18 protein-coding genes are annotated in these 22,515 nt (G+C 37.3%); 5 read left to right on the top strand and 13 right to left on the bottom strand.

All coding sequences use genetic code 11. From position 1 onward, the window contains the following. The first annotated feature begins 213 nt into the window (after positions 1–213). Positions 214–2,292 (top strand): helix-turn-helix domain-containing protein, encoded by a 2,079-nt coding sequence (locus RGU12_RS04955; RefSeq protein ID WP_309535071.1) that lies wholly within the window; start codon positions 214–216, stop codon positions 2,290–2,292. A gap of 35 nt (positions 2,293–2,327) precedes the next feature. On the opposite strand, the gene RGU12_RS04960 is transcribed toward RGU12_RS04955, so the two are convergent. Then, positions 2,328–3,371: a YkvI family membrane protein gene (locus RGU12_RS04960; protein WP_309535072.1), complete on the bottom strand. Its 1,044-nt coding sequence runs from the start codon at positions 3,369–3,371 to the stop codon at positions 2,328–2,330. 295 nt (positions 3,372–3,666) lie between these two features. On the opposite strand from RGU12_RS04960, the gene RGU12_RS04965 reads away from it, so the two are divergent. Further along, on the top strand, positions 3,667–5,802 hold the full coding sequence (locus RGU12_RS04965; RefSeq protein WP_309535073.1) for an ATP-dependent Clp protease ATP-binding subunit: 2,136 nt from the start codon (positions 3,667–3,669) through the stop codon (positions 5,800–5,802). Positions 5,803–5,847: 45 nt separating this feature from the next. Here RGU12_RS04965 and RGU12_RS04970 read toward each other — a convergent pair whose 3' ends face one another. The 5 genes from RGU12_RS04970 to RGU12_RS04990 all read right to left on the bottom strand — a co-directional run bounded on the left by RGU12_RS04970 (position 5,848) and on the right by RGU12_RS04990 (position 11,701). Then, a complete protein-coding gene (locus RGU12_RS04970) occupies positions 5,848–6,828 on the bottom strand; it encodes a DMT family transporter (protein ID WP_309535074.1) in 981 nt (326 codons plus the stop codon). A gap of 15 nt (positions 6,829–6,843) precedes the next feature. Continuing rightward, a complete protein-coding gene (locus RGU12_RS04975; protein WP_309535075.1) occupies positions 6,844–7,308 on the bottom strand; it encodes a GNAT family N-acetyltransferase in 465 nt (154 codons plus the stop codon). Between the two features lie 59 nt (positions 7,309–7,367). Next, the gene (locus tag RGU12_RS04980; protein ID WP_309535076.1) at positions 7,368–8,240 is read right to left on the bottom strand and encodes a GNAT family N-acetyltransferase; all 873 of its coding nucleotides are present in this window, start codon (positions 8,238–8,240) and stop codon (positions 7,368–7,370) included. 888 nt (positions 8,241–9,128) lie between these two features. After that, a complete protein-coding gene (map, locus tag RGU12_RS04985) occupies positions 9,129–9,881 on the bottom strand; it encodes a type I methionyl aminopeptidase (protein WP_309535077.1) in 753 nt (250 codons plus the stop codon). A 125-nt stretch (positions 9,882–10,006) separates the two neighbouring features. Beyond that, the gene (locus tag RGU12_RS04990; RefSeq protein ID WP_309535078.1) at positions 10,007–11,701 is read right to left on the bottom strand and encodes a M3 family oligoendopeptidase; all 1,695 of its coding nucleotides are present in this window, start codon (positions 11,699–11,701) and stop codon (positions 10,007–10,009) included. A 279-nt stretch (positions 11,702–11,980) separates the two neighbouring features. On the opposite strand from RGU12_RS04990, the gene motA reads away from it, so the two are divergent. Both motA and motB read left to right on the top strand, forming a co-directional pair. After that, positions 11,981–12,772, top strand: a complete 792-nt coding sequence (gene motA / locus RGU12_RS04995) for a flagellar motor stator protein MotA (RefSeq protein WP_309535079.1) — start codon at positions 11,981–11,983, stop codon at positions 12,770–12,772. Further along, positions 12,765–13,505 carry a flagellar motor protein MotB gene (gene motB / locus RGU12_RS05000; RefSeq protein ID WP_309535080.1) on the top strand — a complete coding sequence of 247 codons (741 nt, stop codon included), beginning with the start codon at positions 12,765–12,767 and terminating at the stop codon, positions 13,503–13,505. Before motA ends, motB begins: the two co-directional genes overlap by 8 nt. A 57-nt stretch (positions 13,506–13,562) precedes the next feature. Here the strand turns inward: motB and RGU12_RS05005 are convergent, their stop codons facing one another. The 7 genes from RGU12_RS05005 to RGU12_RS05035 form a co-directional block, all read right to left on the bottom strand. Next, entirely contained in the window at positions 13,563–15,128 is a 1,566-nt protein-coding gene (locus RGU12_RS05005) for a bifunctional metallophosphatase/5'-nucleotidase (RefSeq protein WP_309535081.1), read from the bottom strand. A gap of 128 nt (positions 15,129–15,256) precedes the next feature. Then, positions 15,257–16,051 carry a phosphonate ABC transporter, permease protein PhnE gene (gene phnE, locus RGU12_RS05010; protein ID WP_309535082.1) on the bottom strand — a complete coding sequence of 265 codons (795 nt, stop codon included), beginning with the start codon at positions 16,049–16,051 and terminating at the stop codon, positions 15,257–15,259. Next, entirely contained in the window at positions 16,051–16,860 is an 810-nt protein-coding gene (phnE, locus tag RGU12_RS05015; RefSeq protein ID WP_309535083.1) for a phosphonate ABC transporter, permease protein PhnE, read from the bottom strand. The genes phnE (RGU12_RS05010) and phnE (RGU12_RS05015) overlap by 1 nt, the downstream gene beginning before the upstream one ends. Then, on the bottom strand, positions 16,857–17,630 hold the full coding sequence (gene phnC, locus RGU12_RS05020; RefSeq protein ID WP_309535084.1) for a phosphonate ABC transporter ATP-binding protein: 774 nt from the start codon (positions 17,628–17,630) through the stop codon (positions 16,857–16,859). The genes phnE (RGU12_RS05015) and phnC overlap by 4 nt, the downstream gene beginning before the upstream one ends. A gap of 164 nt (positions 17,631–17,794) precedes the next feature. Further along, positions 17,795–18,727, bottom strand: coding sequence for a phosphate/phosphite/phosphonate ABC transporter substrate-binding protein (locus RGU12_RS05025; protein ID WP_309535085.1), 933 nt, complete (start codon positions 18,725–18,727; stop codon positions 17,795–17,797). 128 nt (positions 18,728–18,855) lie between these two features. Next, positions 18,856–19,656, bottom strand: coding sequence for an inositol monophosphatase family protein (locus RGU12_RS05030; RefSeq protein WP_309535086.1), 801 nt, complete (start codon positions 19,654–19,656; stop codon positions 18,856–18,858). 329 nt (positions 19,657–19,985) lie between these two features. Then, positions 19,986–20,933 (bottom strand): aldo/keto reductase family protein, encoded by a 948-nt coding sequence (locus RGU12_RS05035; protein WP_309535087.1) that lies wholly within the window; start codon positions 20,931–20,933, stop codon positions 19,986–19,988. Between the two features lie 226 nt (positions 20,934–21,159). On the opposite strand from RGU12_RS05035, the gene RGU12_RS05040 reads away from it, so the two are divergent. After that, entirely contained in the window at positions 21,160–22,395 is a 1,236-nt protein-coding gene (locus RGU12_RS05040; protein WP_309535088.1) for an MFS transporter, read from the top strand. Positions 22,396–22,515 lie beyond the last annotated feature (120 nt).

Consider the following 22,515-nt stretch of genomic DNA (forward strand, 5'->3'; position numbering starts at 1 on the left):
TTTCAGATTTTCTCCAAGTGTAAAATAGTTTTCTTACATTTTTTATTGAACTCCTCCTTTTAAAAGTAAGCGCATTCAAAATAATTAAGGTTGAAAATTCTATATTTTCTAATTTTTATAGTAATTTATTGAACCAGCTATTACAATGTATTATATTACATATATAATTCAAAAAAAACAGAACTTTCTATATATATACTTTTGGAGGTTAGGATGATAACAAATCAACTGCTCTCCTTTTTAGAAAAAGGGTTTGAGAAATCTTCTTATGAAATTTGGGTTCAAAAACCACATGATACTTCCTTTCAACTCTTACACAAAAAAGGAAAGTTAAAAAATGAAAATATTAACGTTTTAAAATTAAATTTCGATGACACATACACGACCTTTACGGATGAGGAGAATTTGTATATCTCATTTTCTTACGTGAATAGGCATCAAGTACTCCTTCGCTCCAACTGTATAACTTCTCCCTTTGATAAAAGAGATTTGGATTATTTATCTATTTGCTTTGAGCTATTGGACGCTAAAAGCCAGATTCAAGCAAAAGATGCGGAACTGGATATTTTGATTGAGGGAATCCGCTCTGTCTCTTCATCACTTGTTCTTGATGATTTACTAGAGAAAATTGTAAAAAACGCATTGTCAGTAATACCTGTAGCAAATGCAGGGTATCTCCAACTTTATGATCCTAATGAAAAGGTCATTATTACGAAAACAAGTGTTGGATTTGAACCAATCATTGGAAAACTGAGGATGAATGTAGGGGAATCTATAACTGGAATGGTTTTTAAGGAAGGGAAACCATTAATCTATCATTCGACAGACCAGATTTATAAAAAAATGGGCGATCACTCCATTTCCCCTGAAAACTTGCAGATTATCAACTCATCTTCAAAAGGAAAAGTGATTCAAGCCATCGTTAGTGTACCAATTTCGATTGGGGACCAGCGGATTGGTGTGATGACCATACACCAATTTGATAAGATAGGGAAATTTACTGAGGGTGATGTACGACTTTTACAAGGTTTTGCTTCACAGGTAGCAATTGCTATCCAGAATGCACGCCTTTATACAGAAGTGAACGAAAAATTACAAGAGCTTTCAAAAAGAAATGAAGTACACAATACCCTTATTAAATTCTCTCTCCAAAATAAAGGTTTAAAGACCATCGTAAAAGAAATAGGCAAAATGATAAATGGTAAAGTTTCCTTTTATGATTATTTGGAAAATGATTGGTATCATAACCAGGTCCATCAAAAAAGTGATTTTAGCGTAGATGAAATCTCTAGAATTTTTAAAAAGAGAAGACATGCTGTTTTCGTCGAAATCCGAAAACCTATAGAAGAAAAATATTATTTATACCCTATCATCAATGGCACCATTTTTCTTGGTTGTTTTATTTTACCCTACTCTACTACTTTGTCGATTATTGATCGGATTGTTATTGAGCAAGGTGGAGCCATTCTTGCCCTTGAGCTTGTAAAAAAACATACATTAGAAGAAATTTATTATAAGAAGACACATGAATTTTTTAATGAGGTTATTAAGAGTAGAGAACCCGAGGCTCTTATTGCAAAGAGAAAGGAATTCAATTTAATTCCATCCCACTCCTTTTTTGTTGGAGTCATCGAACTTGTAAACTATAAGGATTTATATAAGCTTGGTGCAGATATTCATAGTATCATCTCATTAATTAAAAAGAATATTCTTCACGTGAGGCTCATTTATGGGTTTCATAATAAAATCATTTTACTCGTTTCATTAGCTGACAGTTCGTTAGTTGATGATTTGATAAAAAGACTGAAAACCATTATTCAGAACTGGACGAATAATAACGACTCATTCGTATGCGTAGGTATCGGTTCAACTAAAAAGGGAGCTTATCACATAGGGAAGAGTTATGAAGAAGCAAAGAAATCCGTAGCATATCTAGTGAATAAAAAGGAAACAGGTATCATTACCTATGAAAGTATTGGGGTTAATCGGTTATTTATTAATCAGGATACGAATGAAATAGAGGAATTCATAAATGGCTTTTTTCAACCCTTAAATACTGCAAGGTCAAAGAAAAATGACTTAGAACTGACATTGCTAACCTATATCAAATTAAATAAATCGATAAACGAAACAGCTAAAAGTCTCCACATTCATATCAATACGTTATATCAACGCCTAAAAAAAATCGAGGAAATTCTTCATTTAAGTTTTAATGATCCAAAAGACTTTCTGAAAATCCAGTTAGCCTGTCACTTAAAAGAATCATTTGCTTACTCTGATGAGGTTCATTAATGAAAAGTAAAATAAAGAGGTTACCTTAAACCTCTTTATTTTTTCGGTAGGTGTTTCATTGGCCTTGCCAATAGAACTAATAAAATCAAACTCATATACCCAAACAATGGATATAAAAAAGAGATTAATGCGCCGTAGCCTAACTGGCTTAGACAATAGGCGATGGACAAAATACCGAATACAATTAGGATTGACGGGAGTTTGATGACATTTTTCAATTGACGCTCAAGCCCAAATAAATTCCCAATCACTGAAGTAAAGATTTCTCCATAAATCACAAGGATGTACAGCCAGGAGAAAGCAGCCATGAAGTTTTTCATCACCTCAGCCATTGGAATTTCAAAGGTATGTATATTTGGGAGTGACGACAAGGATATATGACTTGTTAATAAAATCAGACATAATGCACCTCCACCTAGCAATCCACCCCATCTTAATGTATTTTCATGTTTAATTTCTTTTGCAAGTGGAACCAAAACTGGCATCGCCATGGTTAGATTAAATGCAGCATATAAAAATGGCGAAATCATCCATTTATAACTTGGTGACTCTAACTCAGGTTTGCTAAATAAACTTGTTACATCCGTAGAAATGACTTCTACTGCTAAAACAACACTGAAGAAAATCATAATTGGTACCACAAACATGTTCACACCAAATAACCCTTTGACCCCATATATCAAAACAAATATGGAAAGCGCACTCGTCACAAAAATTCCAAGTTGAAAGGACAAACCTAATTGTTCGTAAAAGACTGCACCTGCTCCCGAAAGCATGACCGAAGTAACCCCTATCAGTACAAGAAGCATCAATCCGTTCACAAAAAATCCTGTTTTTCTTCCAAACAAATATTCATTAAATTCTTTATACGAAACAGCTTGAATTCGGTTTGCGATGATCATGATTCGAGTTCCTAACCATATAAATAAGAAACCACTTATTCCAATTCCGAATAAACCGTATAGACCATATTGGGTAAAAAATTCTACAATTTCCCGACCTGTTGCAAATCCTGCTCCTACGATTGTTCCAACATAAACAGCACCAATTTGAAATGCTGCCCCCCAATTCCCTCGCACAAATAGCCACCTCATTAATTATCTGTATTAATTCATGTATATGTACAAGTTCTTAAATTAAGACGAGCTATTCCTTCGTTGTCCGTGGCAAAAATTTCTAGTGCTTTTTACTTGAAAGTCAAAGATAGTCAAAGTATAATGTAGACATAAGGTCAAAGATGGTCAAACATCACGAACGACCTATTTTTGGGCCCATATGATATGGGTCACAAAGACGTTGCCACAGGATGTGGCGGCTTTAGTTTTTGGTCTTTAATTGGTCAAAGATAGTCAAAATTCAAGGAGGTAGTTGTTTATGATTTGTCAAGCATGTAATAAAAATGAAGCTACTATTCAGTTACACGTACAAGTGAACAATGACAAGCGACAAATTCAACTTTGCAGTGAGTGTTATGCGAAAGAGAAGAACAACATGAAAATACCTTCAGGAATGTACGGTTTCCCTAATTTTACATTTGATGATCTATTTAAAGGTAATGCCTTCGGTCAACAAATGGGAATGAATCAACAACAAACACAACCTAAACACGGAGGAAATGGCGGAGGTCTACTCGACCATTTTGGTCGAAACCTAACTCAAATGGCAAAGGCTGGACTTATTGATCCAGTAATAGGCCGTGACGAGGAAATCCAACGTGTCATTGAAATCTTAAACCGCCGTAATAAAAACAACCCTGTTCTAATTGGGGAACCAGGGGTAGGTAAAACTGCAATTGCAGAAGGATTAGCCCTACAAATTTCTGAAGGAAAAGCGCCAAGTAAGCTTTCAAATAAACAGGTTTATTTACTAGATGTCGCATCACTCGTTGCCAACACTGGTATTCGTGGTCAATTCGAAGAAAGAATGAAGCAACTCATTGCTGAGCTTCAAAAACGTAAAAATATTATCTTATTTATTGATGAAATTCACCTTTTAGTAGGTGCAGGATCTGCTGAAGGTTCAATGGATGCTGGTAATATTTTAAAACCAGCACTTGCACGTGGCGAGCTTCAAGTTGTCGGTGCCACAACATTAAAAGAATACCGACAAATTGAAAAAGATGCTGCACTAGAACGTCGTTTCCAACCTGTAACAGTGGATGAACCTACAGTTGACGAAGCGATTCAGATTCTTGAAGGTATTAAAGGAAAATATGAAGACTTCCATGGTGTAAGGTATACAGAAGAAGCGATTCGTGCCTGTGTAACATTATCACATCGTTACATTCAAGACCGCTTCTTACCAGATAAAGCAATTGACTTGCTTGATGAAGCTGGTTCAAAAATGAATTTAGCATCTGGAGCCACAAATCCAAAGGATATCGAAGCAGAGCTTGCAAAGATCGCAGCTGAAAAAGAAAAAGCTGCTGGGGAAGAAAACTACGAATTAGCAGCAAAACTAAGACATCAAGAAATTCTGCTAGAAAAACAATTAAATAATCCGGAAAATAAAGAAGAGTATGTGGTTGATGTAACGAATATCCAACAAATTGTCGAGAAGAAAACGGGTATCCCTGTTGGTAAGCTTCAAGAAAATGAACAACAAAAAATGAAACATCTTGCTGATAACCTTGCGAAAAAAGTAATCGGTCAAGAAGAAGCCGTTACAAAGGTTGCAAAAGCCGTTCGTCGTAGCCGTGCTGGCTTGAAGGCTAAAAATCGACCAATCGGTTCCTTCCTGTTTGTCGGGCCTACAGGTGTAGGTAAAACTGAATTAACAAAAACACTTGCTGAAGAACTATTTGGTTCGAAGGATGCCATGATCCGACTCGACATGAGTGAGTACATGGAGAAACACTCTGTCTCTAAAATCATCGGTTCACCTCCTGGATATGTCGGCCATGAGGAAGCAGGACAGCTTACTGAAAAAGTTCGTCGCAACCCTTATAGCATCATCCTTTTAGATGAAATTGAAAAGGCACATCCAGATGTTCAGCATATGTTCCTTCAAATTTTGGAGGATGGTCGTTTAACAGATAGCCAAGGACGCACTGTAAGCTTCAAAGATACTGTAATTATCATGACAAGTAACGCAGGAAGTGGCGGACCTAAGAAAATCACGGTTGGCTTTGAAAAAGCTGATACAGATGTTTATAAGGAAACATCTATCCTTGATTCACTCGGTTCCTTCTTCAAGCCAGAATTCTTGAACAGATTTGATGCCATCATTGAATTCAAACAGCTTGAAAAAGAACACTTACTACAAATTGTTGACCTTATGTTACATGAGCTTGAAGCAACTCTTGAAGAACAAGATGTAACCATCACGGTTGACGATGCTGCAAAACAAAAATTAGCTGAGCTAGGATACCACCCAGCATTTGGTGCACGTCCATTACGTCGTGTCATCCAAGAACAGCTTGAAGACCAAATCACTGATGTACTTTTAGAAAATGAAAACCAAACAAGCTTGAACGTAACAGTCGAAGAAAATAAAATTGTAGTAAAATAATCCACCCATAAAAAATGCAGAGCCACGTTTGAGCTCTGCATTTTTTTATATTGATTTTGTCTCCAATTCATTCACCTTTATCGGTGACTTACGATTTGAAAACATACTATGCAATACCATTCCACCCGCAATCATCAATAATCCAACAAAAGAATACATAGTGGGAAGAGGTGCACTTAATAATAGAACCTCACCAAAGATCACAAAAATAATCTGGGCTGACTGGGTGGCTTCAACCGCAGCAAGCTTACTTTGATCGTGCTTGACAAGCTCAGTTGCAAAAAAGAATAGCACGGTTGCGATAATCCCAGAGGAAATCCCTACGATAAATGATTGAAATACCTGGTCTTTACTTGGAAGCCCAGCAGTCGCAACACCAAAACCAGCAATAATGATCCAAAATGGAGTCGATGCAAGCGTCATTCCAAGGACACGTTGAAAGGTGTCAAAATCATTTTTACAATGCTCCATCATTTTTCGATTACCTAATGGATATGCAAAAGCAGCCACTACTACGGGAAGAATTCCGATTAGGAGCATTTCTTTTCTAATTCCTCCATCTGCTTCCTGAAGCTGAATCAAGACAATTCCAATAAAAATAAAACTAGAAAAAATAAGTCCTTTGACCGGGATATGTTCACGGACTTTTTGTATCCCCTTGTCCGTTTCCACTGTTTTATAGAAAAAAGGAACAACAAGGAGACCAGCGATAATGACAAATTGCCATGTTCCTGCAACCAACCAACCTGGACCAGAAGCAGCCGCAAAAGTAAGCGGTGCATAAAACAACCCAAATCCAACTGTACTCCACAGTATCCATTTGACTGGATTCTTTTTTAACTCATAAAGAAGTTCCTTCAGATTACCTCTAAGAAGAACGATCCCAATTAAAAAGGGTATCATAAAAAAATACCGCAATGAAGAACTCCACAGCCAGCTTCCACCTGAAAGCTCCATTGAACGGTTTAGAATAAACGTTACCGCAAAAAATAGTGACGAGATGATTCCAATTAGAATAGCTTTCAAAATCCATACTCCCCCCTAGACCTTAAAACAATAAACATCTTCATCAACAAAACCTTTGATGATTTCTCCTGTTTTCGTAAATCCCGCTTTCGTATATACATGGATAGCTGCTTGGTTTGTAGGAATAACTGATAAGTAAATCTCATCACAATAGGGCAGTGTATGAATCATTTCAGAAATAATTTCCTTCACAGCGGCGGTTCCATACCCTTTTCCTTGATATTTATAATCAATCATAATCCTGCAAAGTTCAAAACGATTTCGTTCATTTTCAAGACCAAACATGGTGAATCCAATTAACTGTGTTCCATCATATATGGCTTTCGTTACCCAATCTGGCTGTACTTTTGCTTGTGCTAATGAAAAGACATTCGAGGCAACCCATTTTTCGAATAAAGCAAACTCTTTATCTTCTGATTTCAACCGAATGACATCGAGCAAATTTTCCATCGTGACATCGCGTAGAATGATTTTTTTCATTTACCTCCCCCATTTTACAATTGGTTTGGTACCACGACTAGTAAAAATATTCTAATAATTCATTTTACCATAAAGACTTGCTCTGCTTTTACTTTAAATCCTGCGTTTTCTAATAATTCACGTAAAATTTTATTCGATACCGACACATTCGCTGCAGTTCTTGCTACATTAAGATTCGTTTGACCAAATACCCTTTGTAAAAGCTCCCTCACAATGTCTTCTTTTTTATCCTGCGAAGGCTCGGTCTCACATTGCAATAGAATAATGGATTGAAGCTTTCCCTCCTCATTAAATAACCTTTTAAAAATGGCATATCCAATAACCGTATCGTTCTCATCCAGTGCTAGCAGTGATTCTCCGTCACGTGCATTATTCCACTGCGTTTGCCACGGAACCATCGCCTTATAAAAGGGAACTTGTGAAGCGTCAATTGGAATTCCTTTTTTAAAGGTAAATTGGTTGTTTTCGGATAGAAATGCATCGCCCGATAATTCACCTGTATGCTGTAAATGAATTAATCCATCGACAATGTTATAGCCGACTTTTTCATATAATGTGATGGCTTTATCATTTCCCTTAACTGCTTCTAGCGTGGAAACTTCAACACCTTCAGTTTCATAGAGTGCTAGTGTTGCTTCCATTAGCTTCTTGCCAACACCCTTCCCTCGGTATTCAGGATCAACACCTGTTCCACCATTCCACGAAACTTTTTTACCGTTAATAAAGCGAATCCCGTTTAAAATAAGTCCTACAGGTCGCTCCCCGTCATAGGCAATAACCGAAAGCGTTGGAGAAAGCCCTTCCAAAATCATCCGTCTTGTAAAAAGATCAACCGTTGTTGTCATATCAAAATAGTAACCTTCAAATCCTTTATTCCATGCTACTACTGCATCCTCAAGTGTACATTCAGATAGTCTTTTTATAGTAATCATTGTTTATCCCCTCTTCTTTAAGAAGTCATTTAGTCGATTTATTTAATCATATTTTAAGAATGCCTACAAGTAAATTTTGGAAAATTTCTAAGAATTATTTAAAGACATTCATACTATCTATAGACCTTTTAAGGATTTTCCCAATAACCACCACATAAACTGAGTTTTGAGATGTCTTATTCAAGATTTTCACAAAAACCTATTCATATACACACTTTATCATAGGACTTTTTCAAATATTATCCAGAGGGCATCACTTAAACTATTTTTATATCATCCCTTTTTCAAGATTTTTACAAACCCCCTACAAATACACACTTTATAACATGACTTTTTCAAATATTATCCAGAAGGCATCACTTAAACTATTTTTATATCATCCCTTTTTCAAGATTTTTACAAACCCCCTACAAATACACACTTTATAACATGACTTTTTCAAATATTATCCATAAGTCATTACATACCCCGTAAAGCAGATCCGTTCCATCACCAAAAATCTCCTGTCATCTACCCTACTTCCGCTTCATATACATTATTGAGGTGGAAAACATGTCCATAGTACCAAGATTTTTTTTATTAATGTCTTTTTTGATATTGTTTTTTAATGGTTCGTCATTGGGATTTATCTTGTTCGAAGTGAGATTTGACTCTTTATTTGGGTATGGCTTTTTTATCTTTACGAGTTTAGTAGGGGTTGTATTTGCATCCATTGCAGAGGAGCCAGGTACAACGAAGAGGTTTTATTGTAGATACTGCTTATACGGAAACTGGCTTGTCACTCTTTTTCCACTTTATTTTCATTGGGTTGCGGACTCTGTTTTCCCAATTCTAATTGAAACTTTCCTTTAACCAAAAAAGTGCCACAAATGTGACACTTTTTCGTTGTTATGCATCTTGATCCGTTAAAATATATGGACCATCCTGTGTGATTGCAATTGTATGTTCATATTGCGCAGAGAGACTTCCATCAATCGTACGCGCTGTCCAGCCGTTCTTATCCATAGTGGTCTGATATCTACCGACATTCACCATTGGTTCAATTGTGAATACCATTCCTTCTTTTAAACGTAATCCTTTATTCGGAAGTCCATAGTGTAAAACCTGTGGTTCCTCATGCATCGTTGGTCCAATTCCATGTCCGATAAAATCACGAACAACTGAGAATCCTTCGCCTTCTGTATAAGACTGGATGGCATGACCGATGTCTCCGAGGCGGTTGCCGATTACCGCTTGTTCAATTCCCTTATACATCGCTGTTTTTGTTACATCGAGAAGCTTTTCAGCTTTTGGTGAAATGTCACCAACACCATATGACCAAGCAGAGTCAGCAAGTGCCCCGCCAAGGTTCACGACCATATCAATAGTCACGATGTCTCCACTTTTTAATGGAGTTTTTCTAGGGAAGCCGTGGCAAATTTCATCGTTAATCGAAGCACATGTTGCATATTTATAGCCCTTATAGCCTTTTTGTTCAGGCGTAGCACCATTCTTTTTAATAAAATCCTCTGCAAAGCTGTCAATCTCTATACTTGTAACTCCAGGTTGAATCAGTTTGCGAATTTCCTTATGGCATGCTGCCAAAATTTGTCCCGCTTCGCGCATTAATTCAATTTCTCGTTTTGTCTTTAAATGAATCATGAAAACACCCTCAATTTCAGTTTGATGTTTTTATTATATCCTTTCTCAGACATTTTTGCATAAACTAGAGTTTATTTGCAAAATTTCCACAAAAAAGACTGTGGAAACCCCACAGTCCACACGTTTTATAGTTGTTTGTCGTCGACACTATTTAGCCATGCTTCAATTTCACCTACAACAGATTGTACTGTTCCTTCTTCAAATGGAGAAAGGAGATTTGCAACCTTCACTAGCTCAGTAAAAGGCTTGCTTCCACCTTGTTTACAAAGGTGTACATAATCTGCCCATGCTTCCTCATGGTTTTCTCTTGATTTTTTCCAGAATTGGAATGCACAAATTTGTGCAAGTGTATAGTCAATATAATAAAATGCAGTTGTGTAAATATGGCTTTGACGCTGCCAGAATCCACCTGCTTCTAGATACTCATTGCCATCATAATCACGGAATGGCAGGTATTTCTTCTCAATCTCTCTCCATGCATTGTTGCGTTCAGCAGGCGTTGCTTCTGGATTTTCATAAACAAAGTGTTGGAATTCATCCACTGCAACACCATATGGTAAGAATAATAAGGCCTCACTTAAATGAGAAAACTTATATTTATCTGTATCTTCCTTAAAGAATAATTCCATCCATGGCCATGTAAAGAATTCCATACTCATCGAATGAATTTCAGCAGCCTCATAGGTTGGCCAATTGTATTCAGGCACCTCGTAATGTCTGCTTGAGTATACTTGGAATGCATGCCCAGCCTCATGTGTTAATACATCGATATCCCCTGAAGTTCCATTAAAGTTTGAGAAAATAAATGGCGCCTGGTAATCACTGATGTATGTGCAGTAGCCTCCACCAGCTTTTCCTTTTTTCGCAACTAGATCCATTAAATTTGTATCAATCATATAATTGAAGAATTCGTTTGTTTCTTCTGATAGTTCTTCATACATTTTCTTCCCATTTTCGATGATCCAATCAGGGTCACCCTTTGGTACAGCATTACCTGATTTAAAACTGAATGATTCATCATAGTATTTTAAGCTGTCCACACCAATTCGTTCTGCCTGGCGTTCACGAAGCTTCACCGCCAATGGAACAATATGATCCTTCACTTGGTTTCTGAAGTTTGCAACCATTTCTGCATTGTAATCGGTTCTTGATAGTCTAACATATGCAAGTTCAACGAAATTTTTATACCCAAGTTTATGTGCAATTCTTGTACGAACTTTTACCAGCTGATCATAAATATCATCAAATTTTTCTTGATGATCCTTAAAAAATGCAAAACGAACCTCATTTGCTTTTTTACGCATATCACGATCTATTGATTCCGTAAACGGTTGTAACTGTGCTAATGTGCGCTCTTCGCCTTCGAACATAATTTTTGCTGAAGCAACAAGCTTCGTATATTCGGATGAAAGCTTATTTTCCAATTGGAGATCTTCAACTACTTCTGGTGAGAACGTTTTTAATTGTGTGTCTGCAAAATCAAAAAGCTGCTTGCCCCATTTGTTTTCTAACTCAGTACGAAATTTTGAATTCACAAGAGCATCGTAGTACTTAGTGGTTAAGCCTTGTACCAATGGTTGAATTTCATCAAGATAATCTTGTTCTTCTTTATAAAATTCATCATTCGTATCAATTGTATGTCTGATATAGCAAATGTTAAAAGCTGTATCAACAGTACGTTGGATGGCAATGATTTCTTTCATTGCTTCATCTTGTGCCTCAGGTGTTGCCGCATTTTTAAATTTTTCCAGCGCAACATTAAATGATTGTTCCACATCGTCCATGTTTGGACGGGCATACTTAAAATCGTTAAAATTCATAGTAAGGTTCCCCTTTTCAATAATAGATTAGAAAATATGTATACTCTTTCATTGTAAACCACTCCTACATAATTTTTCCACTACGAAACCTTCGAGAGAATTTGATAAGTTTCGCTAAAATTTTTACGTTGTTTGTCGATAATAAGAATAGTAGAATTATAGACTCAAAAGTTATTTAGAAGTTCCGCTTCTTAGACCAGATTTTTGTGTTGATCCACACGGATTTGCGTCTTTAACCACTATACCCATAACAACGTATGAAAGCATAGGTGATACAATTTGGATAAATCGTCATTAATAGGAGTCATTCTTGGTTTAATAGCAGTATTTGTAGGTATGGTTTTAAAAGGTGTTCCACTTTCAGCTTTAATAAATCCTGCTGCGTTCTTGATCATTATTTTAGGAACCATTGCGGCTGTTACAATTGCCTTTCCAACTAGTGAATTAAAGAGAATACCTCAGCTATTCGGGGTCCTATTCAAAGAAAAGAAGATGTTAAGTGTTGAAGAACTGATTCCAATGTTCTCTAACTGGGCTACCGTTGCCCGTAAAGAAGGACTTTTAGCACTCGAGGTAAAAGTCGCTGAAGTTGAAGATCCATTTTTGAAAAACGGACTAAGCATGGCAGTTGATGGACAAAGTGCTGAATTTATTCGCGATGTCATGACAGAAGAAATAGAGGCAATCGAAGAACGACATGCTTCTGGTGCATCGATTTTCTCTCAAGCAGGGACATATGCACCAACACTTGGGGTATTGGGAGCCGTTGTAGGTTTGATTGCTGCATTGGGACATATGGACGATACAGATGCACTTGGAGAAGCGATTGCAGCTGCGTTCGTCGCGACAATGCTAGGGATTTTCACTGGATATGTGCTATGGCATCCATTCGCAAATAAACTAAAACAAAAATCAAAGCAAGAAATTAAAATTAAAGAAGTCATGATTGAAGGCGTATTATCTGTTCTTGAAGGCCAATCACCACGAGCAATCGAACAAAAGCTTTCAATGTATCTTTCAAATAAAGATCGCGGGAATGTTTTGACTGAAGGTGAAATGATAGATGGCTAGAAAAAGGCGAAAAGCAAAACACGAGGAGCATATGGATGAATCATGGTTGGTGCCTTATGCGGATATATTGACATTATTGCTCGCGCTGTTCATTGTACTGTTTGCTGCAAGTAATGTGGATGTCCAGAAATTCCAAAAACTCGCAAGCTCCTTTAACAATGTCTTTAAGGGCGGTACTTCTTTTTTAGAATATGAGAGTCCCGTACCCGTTGAAATTGATAATGCTGAGATTGTAAATGAAAAAGAAAAAGAAAAACAAGAACAAGAAGAACTAAAGGAATTACAAAAAAAGATCAATAGCTATATCACGGAAAACGGGTTAGATTTAAGTCTTAAAACCCGCTTAGCTGATGAAGGTTTGCTCGTTACGATTCAGGATGGTGCATTCTTCAATCCCGGTAGCGCTGATGTGAGACCAGAGGATCTTAATTTAGCTCGTGAGATATCGGAGCTGTTGGTAATGAACCCACCGCGTAATATCATTGTAAGTGGGCATACCGATACGGTTCCAATGAATAATCATGAATTTAAAAGTAACTGGCATTTAAGTGTCATGCGTGCGGTTAATTTTATGAGTTTATTATTAGAAAATAAAAAGCTCGACCCTAGACTTTTTAGTGCTCGTGGTCTTGGTGAATATGAGCCTGTTGCGACCAACGAAACACCTGAAGGAAGAAAACTTAATCGACGAGTTGAAGTACTGATCCAGCCAAATCTCGATCAGCAAAACTAATGGCGTCAAAAGCAGACATACGAATGCCCACGGAATTTTCATCCCGTGGGCATTTTATTACCAAATTACTTTCCAATTTTCATCAACTGTAGCTTCAATTGTCCCTCTTTCAAGAATATAATTTGCAATCAACTCCGACATATCGAGTGGGATGTCCTTAATAATGGGTTTATCCTTAAACATCGTATAATCCCCCCCACCACCTGCACGGTAGTTGTTCATGACAACATCATACTCTCCATCTGGTTGAATGGGTTCATCTTTAAACGTTAACTTGACGACACGCTCTCCAATTGGCTTAGAAATATCGAAAATATAACGAATCCCTTCCCACATATCATAATTGTAATGCTGTGGTTTAGGGGTTGTGAACGAAGGATTTACGGTGATTTCACCATTTTTAAGCATAAAATAGCTTGCACTTCTTTCTAAGGCTTCCTTTATTTCCCTACCACTGATTCGAACGACCGTTAATGTGTTTGGATAAATATAATTGGACACAACGTCTCTCATTGTTATCTTTGATGGAAATCCTTTTGTCACATTATTAAAAAGAGCGGTATTTGAAATTGACACATTGGCAACATCCATCTGTACTTTATTAATAAATTCAACGAGAGCATTGTCCTTAAGGCGTGCCTTAAGTGGATCATCAATTGTCATATTACCGATTACTTGACCAATTGGTTGATCCAACCATTGTTGTGTCTCCGTTTCAAATTCGTTAACTAACTGAAGGGAGCTTTCGTCTGCTTCTATATCCTTTACTGAGATGAGTTCAGGGTTTGAATCGGAAATCGTCCACCTGTCTTCATTTTTAGTAAGTGAGAGTGTAACTTTCCCAATTGCTTGACCATTAAAGCTTGGCTGCAGGATTGGCACACCGTTTACCTTACCGGCGAGAGAGCGGTGTTGGTGACCGGTTAATAAAAGGTCGATCCCCTCAATTTCCTGACAAATCCGATACCCTTGGTTTTCACCCGTCAGTCTTTCAGTTGGTTCACCGGTATCAAGATCAGCCTCAAATCCTCCATGATAGGAAACGATCATGAGATCTGGATTTTCTTCATTGCGAATGTACTCCACCCATTTTTTCGTGGATTCAAACGCATCTTCAAATGTTAACCCTTTGATATGTTCAGGATTTTCCCAGTTTGGGATATAGTGAGTGGTCACACCAAGTATCGCGGCCTTTATACCATCCACGAGTTCAACGATGATATAGGGCTTGCCAATAAAAGGCTCCCCTCTTTCATCTAAAATATTTGCGGACAGCCATGGAAAAGTAGATTCGCTTATCGCTTGCTGCAACACCTTCATTCCATAATTGAACTCATGATTTCCAATTACTGCTGCATCGTAGTTTAAATCATTTAATAATGTAATCATTGGATTTTGTTTATGACTATTTGATCGTACATAATGATAAGTTAAAGGGGTTCCTTGAATTAAATCTCCATTGTCGATAACGATTGTGTTCTTATTCCGTCTTCTCTCTTGTTTAATGACAGTTGCGATTTTAGCGAGACCAAGCCCAGCAGCTTTATTACTTCCATAATTAATCGGAAAAATATTGCCATGCACATCACTCGTTTCAAGGATTGTAATTGTAATAGATTTCATCTTTGTTACCTCGTTTTGTTATAGGGTCCATTTTTAGTATACACAAATTTACCAATTTTGCGTGAAAGAAATGATCACTTTTACATAAAACAGCACTTCCTCATACAAGAAGTGCTGTTAGTCAACATTTAAACTATTTTACTACGAATTTTTCCACTGATTGCATCAATGATTGTTACCACAATTATAATGATGATTAACATCATACCAACCTGCTCCCAGTTACGTTGCATGGATGCAATAAGTAATGGGGCACCAATTCCCCCCGCACCTACAATACCAAGAATTGTTGACGCACGTACATCGACTTCAAAACGATACATCGCGTAGTTTGAAAACTGTGGAATAATTTGCGGAATAACTCCAAACCAAATCACTTGAATTCGGTTTGCACCATTTGCTTTTAGTGCTTCAAGTACTTTCATATCTATGGATTCAACTACTTCGGAATACAGCTTTCCTAGCATCCCAATGGAATGGATCCCAACTGCTAAAACACCTGCATAAGGGCCAATACCCACAGCTGCAACGAAAATAATGGCAAGCATAATTTCTGGGAATGCACGAATTCCATTTAAAATCCATTTTCCAATGGTTGAGACCTTTGAAATATTTCTCGCAGCTAAAAATCCGAATGGAATAGCTAAAACAGCTGCAATAAGTGTGCCTGCATATGCAATCAGAATCGATTCTAACATGTAATAGGCATATTCAGGAATCTTCGCATGAATCTCTGGCATAAAGAACGGATCCCAGAAAAGTCTCTTAAAAATGGTCATCGGGCTTAAGACTGAACCCCGATAGGTTAAATCCGTCATCGTAAATGCTATATAATATAAATAGATTAAGACTAGTGAAATAACGACAATCTTCCATCTGCCTTTTTTTGCTGGCGGTTTTAAAAATTGCGCTCCTTTTTGCATTACATCAATCGCTCCCTTACTCGGTTACTGATGAAGTCAATAATCGTAACCGCTATAAAAGTCATGATGACAATTGTAGATACATTGTCAAAATTAAACATCGCTAATTGTTTTTTAAGGATTAAACCAATACCACCAGCACCTACAAATCCTAGAACAACAGACGCACGAACGTTAATTTCTAATACATATAATGAATATGATGTAAAATGTGGCATAATTTGCGGTAATACACCGTACCAGATGACTTGAACAATATTACCACCCGTTGCCCGAATCGCCTCTAATGGATTCGGATCAATTGCTTCAATGGTTTCACTGATCAATTTTGCAAGAATACCCACTGAAAAAATAAAAAGTGCTAACACACCGGCTAATGCTCCGATCCCCACTATTGCTACTAAAATAACAGCCAAAATCAACTCAGGAATCGTACGTAAGATATTTAAAAAGAAACGAAAAGCTTTATAAAAAGCTTTATTTTTATTAATATTTGCCGCAGCCAAAAAGCTAATTGGCAATGCTACAATGGCTGATAAAGTTGTACTTAAAAAGGCCATATTCCATGTTTCAATTAAACTTGTTAGCACAGTATCCGCATAACCTAGATTAGGCGGAAATAAATCCTTTACGATAAAATCGATAACGATTGGCATCCCTTTAATAATTTCATCTGGATAGGCCTCCGTAAAGATAGCTGAACCAATATATAAAACAATGATTACCGTTAAAATGCTTCCAATAGTTGCTTTTGCCCGCATTGTAACAACAGGAATTTTTTTATTCAAGGAGTCTACTTGTTTACTCATTCTTCAACACTCCCGCGCATATCTCCATCCTTAATTGGACGACCATATATTTGCTCAAATGTTTTTTCATTCACGGTAGATGCAGGACCATCAAACACAATTTCACCAGCCCTCATCCCGATGATGCGATCCGCATATTCCATGGCCATATCAATAAAGTGAAGATTAACAATGGTCGTAATCCCTAGTTCTTGATTAATTCTTTTTAAGTCTCTCATTACGACATGTGATGTAGGAGGGTCAAGACTTGCTACAGGCTCGTCGGCTAAAATAACATTGGGCTTTTGCGTTAGAGCTCGTGCAATACTTACACGTTGCTGTTGTCCCCCACTCAGTTGGTCAGCACGTGTATATGCTTTTTCTTCAATACCTACACGCTTCAAGTTAGTTAATGCCAACTCTTTATCTTCTTGAGAAAAAAGACCTAATAGACTTTTAATAGTGCCAATATGACCAAGTCTGCCTGTCAATACATTCCGAAGAACAGACATACGATTTACAAGATTATAGTTTTGGAAGATCATCCCAATATTTGTACGTAGTTTTTTAAGTTCTCTTTCCTTAAATTTCAAGGTGTTCTTGCCATCTATAATTAACTCTCCCTCAGTAGGTTTAACCAATTGGTTAATACTTCTGATAAAAGTGGATTTTCCAGCGCCAGATAAACCAACCACAACCACAAACTCACCAGGATTAATGGTAACATTAATATTTTTTAACCCCTGGTGTCCGTTTGGATAAGTTAATGAAACATTTTTAAATTCAATCATTGTCTTGCTCCTTTACGTTCATTAAAAATCTAATAGCTTTCACCTGTATGATGTTCATTACCATTTTGGACAAAACTTCAAATTAAAAATTTTCTTAAAAAAAGAGAGAAGATGTCTCCTCTCTCTTTATACTTTTTATTAGGTAATAAGAATAAATTCTTTTATTACTCTCCTAATTGGTCTTTAAATTTCTCGTAAACTTCACGAACAACATCAAATTCTTGATCAGATGCTTCCGCAATTCCGTCCCAAGTGTAAACTTCATTCATAACTTTTAACACTTCAGGCTTATCGTTAATTGACATAAATGCTTCTTTAATTTTAGCTTTCATGTCTTCTGGAAGATTGCTACGAACAGAAACACCGTCATTAGGAATTGCATCTGTGTAACCAATAATTTTTAGTTTTTCTTTTACATCTGGAATATCTTTCTCCAAGTTGTCACGAACATCTGTGAAAGTTGTTGCAAAATCTGCAGAACCATCTAATACCGCAAGAGCAGCATTATCATGACCACCTACAGCAACTTGCTTATAGAAAGTATCAAGATTTCCAACACCCATTTCCATTAATTGAGATGCTGGGAATAGGAATCCAGAAGTTGAAAGTGGGTCTCCATAAGCCCAAGTTAAGCCTTCAGTAGCAACAACATCGTCTAAAGAAGTTAACTTAGAATCTGCAGCAGCAACGTATTGTGCTTTATATGTATCTGAACCGTGACGAATCGCTTTTACTAATACGTCTACATTCGCACGTTCCTTAGCCTGTACATAACCAAATGGGTTTGTGAAGCCAATGTCTACTTTACCAGTTCTCATACCTTCAACAAGACCAACGAAGTCGATCATAACTTCTGCTTTAACAGGTACTCCAAGCTGTTCAGTTAAGTATTCTTCTAGTGGTTTAACATTGTCTGCAATTGTATCAGCTTCTTGAGAAGGAATGAATCCCATTGTTAATTCAGTAACTTCTTCAGTCTTTCCTTCGTCTTTGCCTTTTGCATTGTCATCCCCGGCGTTGTCTTTATCATCGGAGCCACATGCTGCAATAACAAAAACCATACCAATTGCCATAAGTAATGCTAATAACTTTTTCATTTTCTCTCCTCCTAAACATGATGTAAAAGTAAAACCTCATTCATTATATATTAAAATATTACGGATTTCGACATATATTTTGAATTTTTTACAATTTATTAACATTCATATTACAAGAATCCTAGTATTTATCTATTTTCATGGTTTATTGTTTCAAAAATCTCATATAACACATTATTATTCGAAAATATTGTTATTTGGGGTGAAAATACAGAAAATGACTGGTTATCTAATGTCTTCATGACACCACCTACTTCTTGTAAAATGACCATTCCACCAGCAATATCCCATGGTGACAAACGAAAATCAAAGTAGGTTTCCAATCTTCCACAAGCAACATAGACGATTTCAAGTGCAGCTGAGCCAAGATATCTTGTTCCTCTTGCTTTTTGAATCATTTCAGTAAAAATCGTATGATCCACCCTATCATTTGGGACTAACCAATACTGGCAAATACTAATATTGGCTTCTTCTAATCCTTTGTCTTCCAATTTTGATAACGGCTGTTCATTAAGATAAGCCCCTTGCCCTGCTACTGCATGAAACATCTCATCTGCGATTGGGTCATACACGATGCCAATCCGTGGCATGCCCTTTTCATAAATTCCAATTGAAATAGCGAAATTTCTTTTTTGATGAACGAAATTCGTTGTTCCATCGATTGGATCAACAATCCAGACAATTTCATTTTCAGGATTGAAATCCTGATTTGTCGCTAGCCCCTCTTCACCTAGAAAGAAATGGCTCGGAAAGCTCGTCTTAATATGGTCAATAAAAAACTGTTCAATTTCTTTATCCTTATTCGTGACTAAATCAGCAGCAGACGTTTTATACTCTACATTTATACTTTCCTGCGTAGCTTTTCGAAGAATTTCACCGGCTTCATATGTCCATTCTTTAGCAATTTGAGATACGTTATTCCAATTCACATTTATTTCCTCCTTTTCTTCGTATTAACCCTATACAATAACTTCGAATTGGTCAATATTTTTCACCATACAAAAAACCCACTTAAAAGTGGGTTTCAGACTGTTGACAAACGCTCGCATACTTCGTTGCTTGCCTCTCTCGTCCGCTCATGAAGGCAACTTCTATTCGCGTCTTCGATCGGCTGCGCGCCTTGTCTGACAAGCGTTTTCAAGACAGTCTGGGGAGAGTAATTTACATCTAGATATCCTGTAAAAAAACGTGTAGACAAAGTCAGTACTGACTTTGTCTACACTCTGAAACCCACTTAAAATTGGGTTTCAGAGATTTATTACACGGTTAATATAGCTTCAATTCTCTTAATCTCTTCAAATCCAAGGACAAGATCTGACGCCTTCGCATTTGCTTCGATTTGCTCTGGATTAGTTGCGCCAACAAGAGTACTAGCAATATTATGCTGTCTTAAAATCCAGGCTAGTGCTAATTCAGGCAAGGTAACGCCTAATTCATTTGAAAATTCCTCTAAACGGTCTAGCTTCGTTGATACAATTCCATTAATAATGTTTTTCACCCATGTATTCACTTGGGAATTTGCCCCCCTACTACCTGAAGGAACGGCACCGTCTCGATACTTGCCCGTTAATACACCTTGGGCAAGCGGAGAATACACGACCTGTGAAATTCCATTCTTTTCGCAAACGGGGATAATCTCGTCCTCGATATCACGATGGAGCATATTGTATTGAGGTTGGTTAACAATAATGCGATCTAATAAATACTTATCTGCAATCGCAATCGCTTCTTGTATTTGAGCAGCACTCCACTCACTTACACCAACATACAGAATTTTTCCCTGCCGAATCAAATCGTCAATTGCACGCAACGTTTCATCGAGTGGGGTATCCTCGTCATAGCGATGACAATAAAACACATCCACGTAATCTAAGTCCATACGTTTTAAGCTTGCATGTACTTGCTCTATGATATGTTTTCTCGACAACCCTCTGTCGTTTGGTCCATCTCCCATCGCACCATATGCCTTTGTGGTTATACAATAGGATTCTCGTCGGTATTCTTTTAACGCGCTCGCTAAAATTCGTTCCGCTTCTCCTCGCTCATACACATTTGCGGAATCAAAAAAATTTATACCAAGTTCATATGCTTTATGAACAGTTTTCGCTGCCATTTTTTCATCTACTGTCTTACCAAAAGTTAACCAGCTTCCTAGACTGATTTCACTCACCTTAAGCCCCGAACGACCTAGCCTTCTATATTTCATGCCATGCCTCCTCCTTACTTCACGAATACTGTCTTAATATTAAATTTATCAGAAATTTCAAACGAGGTAAAGCGATACTCGAAAAATAAAAAGGGAGGATTTTTTCCTAGTTTTCCCTAGATTATTTTTGAATTTTAACTTTACAAAAATGAAAAAAAGGTTTTTCATAGAGAAAAGGATTAAATTGACCTTCAATAGGTAAGTCAACAAAGGGGAAATATATAACATGCTTGCAGCGAAAACACAGGCTACTCGTCCAGAAGCAGATGCAAACAAAACGCTTTATGGAATTTTAGTTATCATCGGATTTTGTCATATGCTGAATGACTCCATACAGGCCATTATCCCGGCAATGTTTCCAATTTTAGAACGTTCCATGGGGTTATCATTTACACAGCTTGGATTAATCTCCTTCGCGCTACAAATGACTGCTTCAGTTGCCCAACCTGTTGTTGGGTGGTATACAGATAAGAAACCAATGCCATATGCTTTACCAATCGGCTTAACCTCCACCTTTTTTGGAGTAATTGGATTGGCATTTGCCCCAAACTTTTTAACTATCATTCTGTCCGTTCTTTTTATTGGGGTTGGATCCGCCGTGTTCCATCCTGAAGGCTCCCGCGTTGCCTACATGGCAGCTGGTAACAGACGTGGATTGGCGCAATCCATTTATCAGGTTGGCGGAAACTCAGGCCAGGCTCTTGCTCCTGTCATTACGGCATTAATTCTTGTACCGCTAGGACAATTTGGCGCAATTTGGTTTTCATTAGTTGCAGCACTTGCAGTTGGTTTACTAGTGTATATCGCAGGCTGGTATGCTCGAACTCTGAAAACAGTGGAGATTCAACAGAAAATAAAAAAAGCTGTTTCAGCCGTACCACGAAACATGAAAGCTATTAAACTAGCATTAGTTATACTAGTTCTATTTGTTTTTGCACGTACTTGGTACATGTCAAGTATCACGAACTTTTACTCATTTTATGTCATTGAAAAATATGGATATACGATTTCACAAGCGCAGATCTATATTTTCCTATTCTTAGCAACTGGCGCACTTGGTACATTCTTTGGGGGGCCACTTGCTGATAAGTTTGGAAAACGAAATGTCATTATCGCATCCTTATTGGGAACCGCACCGTTAGCCCTAGTCTTGCCATTTGTCGGACCGTATGTTGCGATAGTGCTCGTAACCGTGATTGGATTTATCCTATTATCAAGTTTTTCAGTTACCGTCGTATACGCACAAGAACTGATGCCTGGAAAAATCGGCATGGTGTCAGGGTTAATCGTCGGTCTCGCCTTCGGAATGGGGGCTATCGGGGGAGTCGCAATTGGTTCGATTATTGATGCGATTGGATTGACACCAACCATCATTATGATGGGCTTCCTTCCATTGCTTGGGCTCATGGCCTTCTTATTGCCAACCGACCAAAAATTAAATGAATGGAATAATCATGCTTAATTTATGAAGGACGCTCACACGGCGTCCTTTTTTGTTCGGATTTGAAGTATATGATTTGGCCCTGTTGTACAATTTTGACAAAAAAATAAACAACCCACATAACTGAATTGTTTGAAATTG

This window comes from Ferdinandcohnia sp. QZ13, from assembly GCF_031324165.1.
Taxonomy (GTDB): Bacteria; Bacillota; Bacilli; order Bacillales; family Bacillaceae_L; genus Ferdinandcohnia.